General features: G+C 40.8%; 9 protein-coding genes. 2 read left to right on the top strand and 7 right to left on the bottom strand.

Translation table 11 applies throughout. The features are described from left to right. The first annotated feature begins 378 nt into the window (after positions 1 to 378). Positions 379 to 4,221, top strand: coding sequence for a DUF748 domain-containing protein (locus D0T84_RS18830; protein WP_163309402.1), 3,843 nt, complete (start codon positions 379 to 381; stop codon positions 4,219 to 4,221). Here D0T84_RS18830 and D0T84_RS18825 read toward each other — a convergent pair. From D0T84_RS18825 to D0T84_RS18795, 7 genes are all read right to left on the bottom strand, one after another. After that, on the bottom strand, positions 4,210 to 5,130 hold the full coding sequence (locus tag D0T84_RS18825) for a TIGR01212 family radical SAM protein (protein WP_163309401.1): 921 nt from the start codon (positions 5,128 to 5,130) through the stop codon (positions 4,210 to 4,212). The genes D0T84_RS18830 and D0T84_RS18825 overlap by 12 nt on opposite strands. 315 nt (positions 5,131 to 5,445) lie before the next feature. Then, positions 5,446 to 6,096, bottom strand: a complete 651-nt coding sequence (locus D0T84_RS18820) for a porin family protein (RefSeq protein ID WP_163309400.1) — start codon at positions 6,094 to 6,096, stop codon at positions 5,446 to 5,448. A 477-nt stretch (positions 6,097 to 6,573) separates the two neighbouring features. Continuing rightward, complete coding sequence (gene argB / locus D0T84_RS18815) at positions 6,574 to 7,341, bottom strand: acetylglutamate kinase (RefSeq protein WP_163309403.1); 768 nt, start codon at positions 7,339 to 7,341, stop codon at positions 6,574 to 6,576. Positions 7,342 to 7,560: 219 nt separating this feature from the next. Beyond that, positions 7,561 to 7,830 (bottom strand): 30S ribosomal protein S15, encoded by a 270-nt coding sequence (gene rpsO, locus D0T84_RS18810; protein ID WP_163309399.1) that lies wholly within the window; start codon positions 7,828 to 7,830, stop codon positions 7,561 to 7,563. A gap of 88 nt (positions 7,831 to 7,918) precedes the next feature. After that, a complete protein-coding gene (locus D0T84_RS18805; protein ID WP_163309398.1) occupies positions 7,919 to 8,290 on the bottom strand; it encodes a DUF3127 domain-containing protein in 372 nt (123 codons plus the stop codon). A gap of 339 nt (positions 8,291 to 8,629) precedes the next feature. After that, positions 8,630 to 9,799 carry a DUF418 domain-containing protein gene (locus D0T84_RS18800; protein ID WP_163309397.1) on the bottom strand — a complete coding sequence of 390 codons (1,170 nt, stop codon included), beginning with the start codon at positions 9,797 to 9,799 and terminating at the stop codon, positions 8,630 to 8,632. A gap of 361 nt (positions 9,800 to 10,160) precedes the next feature. Then, on the bottom strand, positions 10,161 to 11,288 hold the full coding sequence (locus tag D0T84_RS18795) for an AI-2E family transporter (RefSeq protein WP_163309396.1): 1,128 nt from the start codon (positions 11,286 to 11,288) through the stop codon (positions 10,161 to 10,163). 66 nt (positions 11,289 to 11,354) lie between these two features. On the opposite strand from D0T84_RS18795, the gene dacB reads away from it, so the two are divergent. Beyond that, positions 11,355 to 12,800 (top strand): D-alanyl-D-alanine carboxypeptidase/D-alanyl-D-alanine-endopeptidase, encoded by a 1,446-nt coding sequence (gene dacB / locus D0T84_RS18790; RefSeq protein ID WP_163309395.1) that lies wholly within the window; start codon positions 11,355 to 11,357, stop codon positions 12,798 to 12,800. Positions 12,801 to 13,196 lie beyond the last annotated feature (396 nt).

The raw sequence follows: 13,196 nt of genomic DNA, 5'->3' as shown, positions 1-13,196 counted from the left end.
ACAGGCAAACAAAAGCGCAAATAGAGAGAAAAATACACTAAAGACTACTCGTTTTCAAATTATATGCGACCTAAATTCAATCAAATCCATGAACCAAGCAAAATGGGCAGCGTAAAAAAGAAAGAAGATAAATCCCACAAAAAGAAAGAGGATGCGTCAATTTCTTAGTTTTGACACACCCTCAAAGAAAGGGGACGAACACACAGGTTCGCCCCTACAGCTACGATATGGGATACGTCAATAAATATTAATTTCAGAATAAAAAAGGATCAAATCAAATTCCATCCATCCGGAATATTTTTATTTACAGGTAGTTCCAAACAAAATATTGCAACATTTGTTAAATAGTAATACACAAGGCGAAACTGGCAATATTTGATGGCTAAAAACAGGAAAAAGATAATTAAGACCTCACTGCTTGTACTGGCGTTGCTTATCGTAGGGGGATTTTTAATCAACTGGTATATGACATACCGTCTCGAAGACAAGTTGAATAAAAAGCTCAGCGAAGCCGTCTCTGATGCTACGGACGGTTTTTATCATTTTTCATTCGAAAGCCTTTCTATCGGTTTATTCTCAGGAGAACTTTCTATCCGGGGTATAAAGTTTACTCCCGATTCACTTGTATTCAACCGCTGGGAAAAAACAGACAGCCTGCCCAATGTATATTATGACATCAATATAGGGGAAATCCATTTTAAAGGAATTAACCTTACCTGGCGCAGGAATTACAAGAAACTGGAATTTAGCCTGTTTGAAGTAAAGGCGCCGGATCTAAAGATATTTGAGCCGACTTACTCCACAGACACCCTGAACCGGAAACATGTAGATGGCGAGTTGAAATCATTGTATCAGGTAGTGGCTCCCTATATCGATTTGCTTACCGTAGACAAGATAAACCTGACGGACGCGAATGTTTCATATACAGTGGTTGATTCCATTTCTCCGGTTATTTACTCCTTGCAGGAGGCCAATTTCCATGCCTATAATTTCCGTTTAGATGAGAATTCGACCCTTTCGGGCAAACTCCTCTATTGTGATAATTTCGAGTTTTCGGCAAGTAAGCCTCAATCACTTTTGTATAGTGACCAGATAATTCTGAATACGCAAAATATCAAGTTAAGCACGATCGACTCTGTTATTCAGATAGAAGGAGTGAACATACATCCCAAAGATAAGTTTTGGGAAGGCAGGCTGGAAAAGGCCGGAGGCTACCTGAATGCCAGAATTGACGAAGTATTGGTACAAGGTGCCGGTTTTGAGAGAAAACAAGGGCTAAATCATCTCCATGCCCGTACGTTTGACATTACCTCCACCAGTATAGAATACTATAGCGTAAAAGGCGATACGATAGGTATAAAGCAGGACGACGCTGCTGACCAGACATGGTCTTTGTATTCGATAATATCGCCCATACTGTACAGTATTTCTATAGATAAGATAGGTATAGAAAAGACTAAATTCAATTACACCTATACGCAGGGCGAATATACGGATATCTATACACTCGGGCAGTTCGACTTCCACGCGAATAATTTCCTTGTCAATCCGTTATCCGAACGGCAAAAAAAGTTCTGGTATGTAGATAATTTCGCGCTGGTAGGAGAAGATATAAGCGGCCTGCAAAGGAGTAACAACGCGAATATCAATGTCAAACGGCTCTATCTGAATACCTCCACTCAGGACTTTAGTATATCGGATATCAGGATCAGCCCCATATCTACCAATACGAAGAAGGATTATCTGTCGGGGAGTATTCGGCTCATTGACGTGGGTGGCTTGGATTACAGTACAGGTGTTTCAGCCGGTGAAATCATTGTCGATTCTGCCAACGTGGAATATTTTAAACTGACGAAGAAGCCACAGGATACATCTGCGGATAAAAGCCCGGCGACAACAGAAGATGCGCTGGACTTTTTCACTCCCTATTCCGACTTTTTGCTTGTAAAGGCAATAAAGCTTACGAATGCCAACCTTGTCTATCACGATAAGAGAGCGGGGGAGACTTACCGCCTGAATAATCTTAATTTTAGCGCTTCCGATTTCTTTATTAATAAAGAGACGCGCAACACATCTCCTTACCTGTTCACATATCGCGACATCGCTTTTTCAATCAGGAACTTCGACAACTATTTACCGGGGAAATATTACCGGTTGCAAGTCAGCAACGCCGATGTTTCTACCCGTTCGGGAAAAATGATATTGGAGGGGGTAAGGCTTATTCCACAGGATAAAACGTGGAAACAGGCTCCATCCACCTATTATGAGATAAACACCCCGCTTATCAGGGCAACAGGATTCAATAACGATACCTACGATAAGAAGAAGATACTTGCCGTCAGCGATTTTGTTATAAAATCGCCGCAAATACGGGTTATAAAAACAAAGGATGCACAGGCGAAGGCGAAAGACTCTGCCCCTTCAGGAATAACATCCCTGCTTACCGGTCTGGTAGCGGAGAATGTCTCTTTAGACGATGCAAAGGTTATTTATCTGGACAGGACGACAAATGACAGCTTGCAAACCTCATTATCCAATCTACAGTTGAGATCGTTGAAATGGGATCTGCTGCATAACTTCCGTATAGGAGAATTTATATTGCGGTCGCCTCATGTCTATTATGCGGAGAAGGGCGGAGACAGAAAAGGGAATGAGAAAGGAAAGGATAAATTAGACCTTAAGTTTTTAGGGGAAAATGTGAATATCGGCAAATTTATCGTATCCAATGCCAGCCTCGATTTAGAACGTCCCGCCGATACGCTCGGTTTCAGGATGAAGCAATTCGATTTCTCCGGCTTTAACTGGAAGATACAGGATAATGCTTCTTCTCTGGGTCTAGCCACAATCAACATAGAGCAGCCTGTATTGAATATGAAGGGAAATGATGTAGAGGCAGAGGTTGCAGATAGCCTGAAAGTACCGGTTTCGCCGAAAGATTTCTATTCACTTATCGAGCCTTACTTTCATTCATTATCAGTCAGGGAGTTTAACCTGTCGGATGCGAATATCAATTACTCCCATTCTTTAAATGAAGAGGTAAAAAAACATCAGGTAGTAAATCAGACCAACCTTGCTATTCGCAATTTTAGGCTAGATACGGATAAACGGAAGTTCGATATGTCAGACATCCGTTTCGATACAAAGGATCTGGCTTTTCCTATTATGGACGGGTTTTACACACTGGGTATTGGGAATATAAAGATCGACCAGAAACAGAAAATTGCCGAAATGTCGGATATAACGATGAAATCGGCTTATCCGAAGTTCGAATTTGCCTATAAGCATCCGAAGCATAAAGACTGGTTCGATGTGAGCATTGGGGATATTACACTTTCAGGCTTGGATTTTCCGGCCTACTTTTCTGATAATATGTTGAAGGCGGCTAAGCTGGCAGTGAAGGACGTGAATTTGCAAAACCTGAAAAATCAGCAGATAGAAGTGTCTCACAATATAATGCCGTTGATATATGAGAAGATACAACAGCTTCCTCTGAAACTGGATATAGACACGGCTGATGTCCGTAATTTCTCGGTATTATACGAAGAACTGCCCAGAAACGGTACTGTTACAGGGAAAATCAGGTTTGACAAGATGAATGGTAAACTCACTGGCCTGACCAACATTGTTTTATACCCAAATCAGTTTATAAAACTGGATGCTGACGGACGGTTTATGAATGGTTATTTTACTGCCCAATGGAATATTCCCGTAAACCCTGATTATGATTGCTTTACCCTGAGCGCGAATATAAAGGACTTCGACCTGATGAACCTGAATGGTATTTTCCTGCCCCTTGCCAAGGCTGAAATACAAAGCGGTATGCTGAGAGATTTCAGGTTTAGTGCCGAGGCATCATCTACGGGGGCGACTGCCGATATGCTGTTCCTTTATAATGACCTGAAAGTATCTGTTCTGAAAGATATTGAAACCGAACAGCAAAACAAGTTCTTATCCCGTCTGGCAAATATAATAGTGAGGTCGAATAATCCCAACAAGCCTAACTCCAAGCCAAGAGAAGCACATGTGTCTATCGGGCGCGACCCGTATCATTCCACATTCAACTATTTTTGGCAGATACTTCAACCTGCGATAGTAGAATCGGCGGGAGTATCGCAAAAAAAGCAGAACTTTGTAAAGAAAGCCACGGGATTTTTTGTCAAGGTCAAGAACTTCTTCACAGGAAAGAAGAAAGATAAAAATAAAGAGCAATCAAATAAATAACCTTCCCTGAAACGTTTCCCTTTCCGCGAAGCGTTTCATTACTTTCGCGGTAAATTCGAAGTTTTTCAACCCCCAGTCGGGTGCTATAAGCAGTTGTTTTGGCGATTGCGATATAAAGCGTTCTATTATAAAGTCCGGGTTTAATCTTTCTGCAAAATCAATACATAGATCAATATAATCATCCACTTCGAAGAGGTTGAACCATTCGGGATGCTCCCTGTACTGCCTTGCCATCACTGTGCCCTTTATCAGTTGGAGCTGATGCAGTTTCAGCGTTGTCAGAGGCAGCTTTGCCACAACATCGGCGTGGGCAAGTATCTGTTCCCGGCTTTCGTGCGGTAAGCCCAGAATAAGGTGTGCCCCTGTGTAGATTCCCTTGGCGGCAGTCTTTCTGATAGCTTCTTCGCTCTCCTGATGGGTATGTCCCCGGTTGATAAATTCCAGGGTGGGATCGAGTGTTGATTCCAGTCCGTACTCGATGATGAGAAATGTCCTTTTATTCAATTCAGCGAAATAGTCAAGCAGTTCGTCCGGCATACAGTCGGGGCGTGTACCGATAATAAGGCCGGCCACATCGGGATAAGATAACGCCTCTTCGTATAGTTCTATCAGCTTGTCAACACTGTCATAAGTATTGGTATATGACTGGAAATAAGCCAGATATTTCATGTTTGGATATTTGTAGGAGAAGAAGGCTATCCCGTCTTTTAGCTGGTCGCTTACACTCCGCTGTTTACCTCCATACCCCGGGCTAAAGCTTTGGTTGTTGCAATATGTGCAGCCTCCCACAGCCTTCGAGCCATCCCTGTTGGGACAGGTAAATCCTGCATTGATTGATATTTTCTGTACTTTATAAGGGAAATGTTTTGAGAGAAGTTCTCCAAATTCCTTATAGAATTTATTTTCCATCCGGCTGTTCTGTTATGTACGCAAAGGTAACAATAAGGAGGTGAAATTTGTTTTGGTATATTGTGTTTTAACTCAAATAAGGAAAGCATATCAAAAAAACTGTCGGAGCTGTCCCAAAAGTAGAACTATACTATCAAATTATGACCTTCTTTGTCGCCGGCTCCGCCGATTCTTCGAAACAGCGTCCGGCTTTAGCCAAAATGTTTTGACTAAAGTCGTTTTCTATCTGTATTATTATCCACGACTTGAAAGTCGTGGCAACTAAAACTCCTAAAAATATGCATCTTACTCTTTTATTGAATATAAACTCTATTATCAGAATTTATATCCTACAGAGATAGCGACGCTCATATTCCGGATTTTCTCCCCTTCCATCTTTGATATATTTATCAAGCCAAAGTCACAATTTATAGCAGTGCAGATCTTACCAAATTCGGCACCAACACCAAAACCCAATCCCATATCAAATTTTTTGAAAAATGCACTGCTAAAAATATCGGTGTCAATAGATTCCATTCCGGCAGCCTTACCATCAACCTTGTAAGAACCAGCTATACCATATGCAATGTAAGGCCCTGTATGGACTACAAATCTCATATCACCCAAAGTCCCTATTTTATAGCCTATATGGAGAGGCAATTGTAAGTACATGGGATTGCATTTGCCTGAACCTTCAATTAATGCTCCACTAGCATCTGTAGCATTTACCAGACCTTTTGTCTTTGCCCCTTTTGTCGTAAACTCTAATCCGGTCAGCAGGTAAACATCGGGAGTAAGAGTAATATCCAATGTTACACCTGCATTAAATCCTATCCTGGCATCACTGTCGTCAACCCCGTCTCCGCTAAAGTTAGAGATATTCATTCCGGCTTTAATCCCAAAGGTAAGGGGCTTGTCTTGTGCATTGACAGAGATCGCAATTAAAAACACGATTGCGGCTAATCCTGTCTTGATGATTATTCTCATAAAATAAGCTAATTAAGTTAGTAACTGTTTAAATTTTATACGAATATTTTTAGTACATGACAAAAAAACATTGAAACAGGCTTGAAAAACCAGATTTTGGCTCCGCCGATTTTAGCTCCGCTGATTTTCAATTCAATTCATAACCGAAGGTTATCGGTCCAGTGTCATCAACTTAAGGATTATGGAACCAAAGATCAGGGCTGAAAGCCCGTCTTATTTCAGCCTTAGCTTGAAGACATTGGGGCATCGGCCTGCGAAAATTGCAATGCTTAGAAACTACTGTCTGAAAGGCAGGACAGCATATATTTTGCCTTTCGGACAATTTGTTAATTATCAATGTTTTCCATATTGGATATTTTTTTGTCATGTACTAAGACGAATATTTTATTATATCTTTTTCTTAATTCAAATATAGAGCTTTTTCCTTAAGTATCGCCCCATTCAAAAATAATTCACATTTATAAAGCTTCCCTATTATTATGTAATCTTAGTCCCCGTATTACCCTTTATTTCAGTAGCTTTAGTGATTATTACCTCTTTTACGCCTTTGCTTATCGCGTCAAATGCGTTTTCCAGCTTGGGAATCATCCCCCCCTGTACAATACCATCGCGGACCAGCTGCCCGAAAGTGTCTTTATCTATATCAGGTATCACGCTATCATCATCGTTCTCATCCATCAGTACACCTTTCTTCTCGAAGCAATAAATAAGCCTGACATCAAACTTACCGGCCAAAGCCTTTGCTGTTTCCCCGGCCATAGTATCAGCGTTTGTATTCAGAATATTGCCTTGCTTATCGTGTGTCAGCGGAGCCAGTACGATTACCACTCCCTGACGGATAAGGGTTGACAATGTTTCCGCGTTTACTTCTTTCACATCCCCTACGTAGCCATAATCGATATCTTTTACCGGACGCTTCTCCGACCTGATAATGTTCATATCGGCTCCGGTCAGCCCCAACGCGTTTATATCCAGAGCCTGTAGCCCTGCCACTATATTCTTGTTTACAAGGCCCCCATATACCATCGTGACCACTTCAAGGGTTTCCTTATCCGTAATGCGCCGTCCATCCACCATACGGCTTTCTATACCCAGCCTTTCGGCTAGTTTTGTAGCAGATCGGCCACCTCCGTGTACCAGTATCTTAAAACCTTCTATTTGCGAAAAGTCTTTTAATAGTTGCCGCAGGGATTGTTCTTCCTCTACTATCTTCCCTCCTACTTTTATAATTGTTAGTTTTTCCATCATATTGATATATTTATTGTTAGATAGAAAAAGTGACAAAAGTGACACTTTTTTGTTGTTTTATAATGTTACCTTTTTCTTTTCCGTATTCTCCATTGTAGGGGCCGTGCCTAAAGTAAAATACTACTTATATAAGACAATTTATTTTCCAGAATATACAAAAATAAAAAGAGATTGAATCTGTTGAAACAATCTCCTTTAAATTTTCTACGGAAAGAATTACTTTCTAAGTCCTAATTCTTTTACGATAGCACGGTATCTTTCGATATCATTGTCTACCAGATAATCGAGTAAACGACGACGTTTACCTACAAGGCGTCTTAGTGATCTTTCTGTGTTATAGTCCTTCTTATTTAACTTCAAGTGTTCAGTTAAATGCGAAATACGGTATGAAAACAATGCTATCTGAGCCTCAGGTGAGCCAGTATCAGTGTTAGACTTTCCGTATTTTGCGAAGATTTCTTGCTTTTTAGCTGAGTCTAAGTACATAAGTAATTATTTATAATTTATTTATAACGAGGTGCAAAGATAATATTTATTTTTTGAGGGACAAATAATTAAGCTATAAAATACCGGTTTAAAACGGTAAGTCATCCCCATCATCGCCGCTAAAATCGACAGGAGCAGCCGGAGCCTGTTGCTGAGGAGCCGCGCCATAGGCCGGTGGAGGAACAGGAGCACCCGCACCTGCAGGCTCTACCTTCCATGCCCTGAGGTCGGTATACCAGTTGCCGTTGTATTCGCGGCTTTCGATATCGAAGGAAACGTTCAGTATGCTGCCTTCCTGCAATACCGATTCATTTATTTTATCTCCCCACAGTGTAATGCATACTTTTTTAGGGTACATCCCATCTGTTTCGAGTATTATATTTTGTTTTCTCCATTCGCCGTTTTTCCCCATCCCTGTCTGTAGGGGCATTATCTGAATCAATTTAGCTGTTAATTCCATTATAATTAGTTTAATTTATATATTCAATTTCATTTGTCGTTTTTACATACACTTCGTTTCTGTGAATGTTATTTCGTGACCCGGCATAACAGAAAATAAATCCTTGGTTCTGCCCTCGCTACTTATAAACGATCAAAAAGGTGTGTAAAGGTACAAAAAAAACAGAAATTTTCAATTTTAAAGATTTTCGATCTGAAAAATAGAGACGTTTTACAAAAAAGGAAAACCTTCAAAATATTAGAGCCTGTTTAAATTGTATCGAAATAATCTAAACAGGTTTTTTGACTTTTCGCACACCCTACTACATTCAGAAACAACGAAGAAAACCGGATCACCCTTTTATTTCTTCCCTATCCATGTCAATTTCTTCCACACATATTCCAGTGGCCCGTGCTTATATTTTTTCAGCCACCAGTAACAAAACAGATATTGTAGTAAGAACAATACAATACCAAGCAGGAAAGAACAGGTCACGCCCAGCTTGTTATGCAATCCCAGCCCCCAGTTGTAGAATAAGGCGGAACCGACAACCGACTGCATGATATAGTTAGTCAGGGTCATCTTTCCATAAGGACGGAGCTTATCCAACAGATTATGCCCTTTAACGGTTTTGTAATAGATAAGTATGATAAGCGAAACAAGGAACGACATAAACGCCATGTTAGCCAATGACTTTATGATTAAAGCCAAAGGGCCTAATACAGCCTTATTTTCGATAAATTTAGGTATAAGGTCTACCAATCCGTTTAATGGGAAAAAGCAAATGATGCCGATAACGAATACCTTTATCCAAAAAGATACATTCCGATCGCTATATTTAAATAAACCACTGCGCCCAATCAACATGCCGAACATAAAGAGAGCCGGAGTCTGGAAAAAGCGGGCATTCTCCCAAGCCCATGTAAGGCTGGCAAGCTGACCATCCCACAGGTTCATTTTTACCGTTTCAAGGAATGTTCCGTTTGCCTGCACAGGATAAGCCTGACCAAAATAATAATTGGCTAATGGTTCTCCGGGAATGTAATCAGGATTGAGTAAAGCATATATCAGTTTCCCCCATTCCATCGGCTGTAGCATCAGTATGGTAGCTACAATGGCAACAGTACGTGTCTTGAGCCGCGCCACAAAGATTAATAAAACCCCGACAATAGAATATAATACCAGTATCTCCCCGGTAAAAAACATGGCATTGATATTCCCCCAGATAAACAAGAGGAACAATCTCCAAAGAAACCTTAATCTGAAATCATTCCCTTTTTCTAACTGATTGTTGTCCTGAATAAAGAAACTAAACCCAAACAACAGCGCAAAAATACCGTACGCTTTACCCCCGAAGGTAAAAAACATGGAATCCCATATCATTTTATCGGTAAACTTCAAGATAGAACTATCAGTTTCGGGAAAAGAATAAAAGTTGAAATGTTCAATGCAATGAAGCAGGAAAATGCCCATTATAGCAAATCCCCTGAGTGCATCCGCTACATCGATGCGCTGATGTGTTTTAGTCATGATATTTAAGTATTTATTAGTTCCTTGTTACTTCGCCCTGCGGGCAGTTACAAATGAACTGTTTATTATTAATGCCAATCAGTAATTGAATGTGCTATTTTTGTCCCTTTAGGGACTGAATGTTGGTAAAAAGAAGCTTTAATCAGTCAATTGTGTGCCGTCAGGTACGCAATATGTACAGAATGATTCACGTTTTGTACCTGACGGCACAAAAAAACGAATTTTATTCATGTTTCTACCAATATGATGTGCCTAACGGCACATTTAACCCCTGATTCGCATTATTAATTGCTTTCTGTTGACTGTTAACTGCTGACTGTTAACTGCTGACTGCTGACTGCTGACTGCTGACTGCTGACTGCTAACTGTCAAAAGGAATCTCCTGCTGGGCATTCTCAGCAGCCTGTATCCTTTCTGCAGATGCAATAAACTCCTTGTAATAAGATAAAAGCAAGGTTGTCAGCGGGATTGCTATAATCATCCCCACTACTCCCAACAACGAACCCCATACCGACAAAGAAAGAAGTATAATCGCCGGATTCAGCCCCATTGCTTTACCCATAATACGGGGAACAAGGTACAAATCCATAATACACTGTACCACAACATACACAAGGGCAACCAATCCTAACATGACCCAAAAACTATCGTCGGTCTGCGAAGCACGCAGCCAGCAAAGCAATATAGCCGGTGGAAAGGTTATTACCTGCAAATAAGGGATCATGTGAACGAGCCCCACAATGATACCGAACATAATAGCCAAAGGCAGGCCTATAAGCTGAAATCCGGTCGCGTATAATGCTGCAAGAATGACACAGATAAAAGCCTGATGACGAAAATATTTATTCATACTGGTTTCCACATCCAGAGTAATACGATTCACTACCGGGCGGTATTTAGGAGGAATAAGAAATCTCCACAGTTCGTTTATCTTATCATAATCGAGCAGGATAAATATAAGATATAAAACAACGATGAAAACGACAGTGAGCCCAAGCAAGAAAGAAACAGTATTTGAAAATATCGCTTCTACGGCAGGACTCAGATACTGGATGATTTCAACGAGGTTATCACGCGAAAGGCTACTTTGTATTTCCTTGAAATCGATATAACGCCCGATTGCATCGGCAATGCTCACAGGAATCCCGTTCTGGCTGATTGAAGATAAATCGTAAGTAGCTATCAGTGCATTAATCTGCCATATCTCATTCTCGATAAGCGGAACAAGGACAAAACCCAATAATGTAAGAACAGCAGCCAACGTAAGCAATGTGAGAACGACGGCAAGGGAATGCGCCAACCTGAGTTTTCGCTGATAAAGACGCACGATAGGGTTTAACATATATGCCAGCAACCACGCGATAAGGAAAGGCAACAATACACCTTTCAGGATATAGAGAAAATAAAGCCCCGCACCTATTGCCAGAACACTGATAAGCATGCGTATCGTCCTGTCGAATGTAAAGGGTTTTTCAAAAGGCTGGTTCATAGGCGGTTTCGAATTATTATATTTTTATATCTTTACAAAGATATTTATTTTTAAAACATTATGCTCATGAAGAATCTGAAAATCCACTATTTATTACTATTCTTTGTTCTGGCACAGTACACATTGTCAGCACAAACAAAGCAACAGGGAATACAACAATTTTTGAATAACAAAGGGTTGAAACATGCTTCGGTAGGCATTTGTGTAAAAGACTTCTCAGGGAAGCAAACAGCATCCCATAACGCGGATAAATCATTCACTCCCGCTTCGATACTCAAAGTAGTGACTACTGCCACGGCACTGGAGGTTTTAGGTCCGGATTACAGATACAAAACTACGCTGGCCAAAGACAATAATGACGGAAAGCGGCTGCTGATACACGGCTACGGAGACCCTACCCTGGGCACCGAGCATCTTGATAACATCCCCAATATGTTCTTATCGCAATGGACAGATAAAATCATGGAAAACTTTGATTCCATCGCCGGTATGGACATTACCGTAATAGACGATTATTTTGGCTATGATGGCATCTCAGACCGCTGGATCTATCAGGATATAGGGAACTATTACGGCGCAGCAACCTATGGGATAAGTATTTTTGATAATACTTACAAGCTCTATTTCAACACCGTCCGTCGCGATACCTGCCCTGTGATCCTAAAAACAGAACCTGAAATGGATATCGAGTTCCACAACAGGATGCAACTCAATACCGGAGGAGGTGACAACGGATATATACACGGTGCCCCCCTCTCGAACAAGAGGCTGCTTACCGGAGATATTCCCGGAGGAAAGGCATCATTCAGCATCAAAGGAGACATCCCTAATCCCGGATTATATCTCGGGCAGCTAGTAGGCAGGCAATTACAGGAAAATGGCTATATACTCGTGAAAATAGGAAATACATACGACCGGTATATAGGCCAGATGTACAGCAATGACAGGAAATATTACGATGAAAAGGTATTTCATACACACATCTCATTCCCACTGAGAGACATTATCAAAGACACCAATGTAAGAAGTAATAACCACTATGCCGAACACCTCATACGTACGGCAGGAAGGGCAAAAAACAGCGATATTTACTATCCGGCACTCGATGCAGGTATAGAGAAAACAAAAGAATTGTGGAAAAGCCGCGGACTGGAGACTGACGCCCTGATGATGTACGATGGTAGCGGCCTGTCGCCTGCCAATGCGGTAAGCCCCGCATTTATGTGCGACCTGCTGGTATATATGCAGACCAAAAGCAAATATGCGGAAGATTTCTTCGAATCGCTACCCAAAGCAGGAAAAGACGGCACGGTAAAAAACAGGCTGAAAGGCACAAGGCTTGCAGGTAAAATAGCGATGAAAAGCGGAAGTATCAATGGCGTACAATGTTTTTCGGGATACTATATCGATGGCGAAAAGAAGTATGCTTTCACTGTAATGGTTAATAAGTTTACAGGCTCTCGCAGCGAAATTGTACGGGCAATAGATGCATTACTCTTGTCACTTTTCTAAAGTAAGTAACTGTTTAAATTTTATTCGTTCAAATTTTTAGAGATGTTTTAGAGATGCTTATTTACATACGCTTCGCTCCTGTGACCGTTGGTTCTTCCTCGAAACGATAATAGCGGGCTATTTACATACGCTTCGCTCCTGTGACCGTTGGTTGAGTTGAGAGAAAGGAAAAAACAGCCGAAAACAGACTAAAAATGAACGAAGAAAAAGGTATAATAAAATATTCGTATAAAATTTAAACAGTTACTTCTATGTTGTAATCCAAATATTCGGAGTATTATTTTTCGTTTTTATTTTTTTTCATAAAAACAACTACATTTGTATCAGGAAGTTGAAGAGGAAACAGGCTCTGCTGGGGAGCAACTTGTCAGCAATACACTTCCTGCGTTACGCAGT

The sequence above is a fragment of the Dysgonomonas sp. 521 genome (assembly GCF_010501055.1).
Classification (GTDB): Bacteria; Bacteroidota; Bacteroidia; order Bacteroidales; family Dysgonomonadaceae; genus Dysgonomonas.
The sequence above is the reverse complement of the archived record's forward strand: the minus strand, read 5'-3'. Positions and strand labels throughout refer to the sequence as shown.

Coding starts and splice junctions, on each gene's coding strand:
- D0T84_RS18830 (WP_163309402.1), top strand. CDS start 379: ATGGCTAAAAACAGGAAAAAGATAATTAAGACCTCACTGCTTGTACTG.
- D0T84_RS18825 (WP_163309401.1), bottom strand. CDS start 5,130: ATGGAAAATAAATTCTATAAGGAATTTGGAGAACTTCTCTCAAAACAT.
- D0T84_RS18820 (WP_163309400.1), bottom strand. CDS start 6,096: ATGAGAATAATCATCAAGACAGGATTAGCCGCAATCGTGTTTTTAATT.
- argB (WP_163309403.1), bottom strand. CDS start 7,341: ATGGAAAAACTAACAATTATAAAAGTAGGAGGGAAGATAGTAGAGGAA.
- rpsO (WP_163309399.1), bottom strand. CDS start 7,830: ATGTACTTAGACTCAGCTAAAAAGCAAGAAATCTTCGCAAAATACGGA.
- D0T84_RS18805 (WP_163309398.1), bottom strand. CDS start 8,290: ATGGAATTAACAGCTAAATTGATTCAGATAATGCCCCTACAGACAGGG.
- D0T84_RS18800 (WP_163309397.1), bottom strand. CDS start 9,799: ATGACTAAAACACATCAGCGCATCGATGTAGCGGATGCACTCAGGGGA.
- D0T84_RS18795 (WP_163309396.1), bottom strand. CDS start 11,288: ATGAACCAGCCTTTTGAAAAACCCTTTACATTCGACAGGACGATACGC.
- dacB (WP_163309395.1), top strand. CDS start 11,355: ATGAAGAATCTGAAAATCCACTATTTATTACTATTCTTTGTTCTGGCA.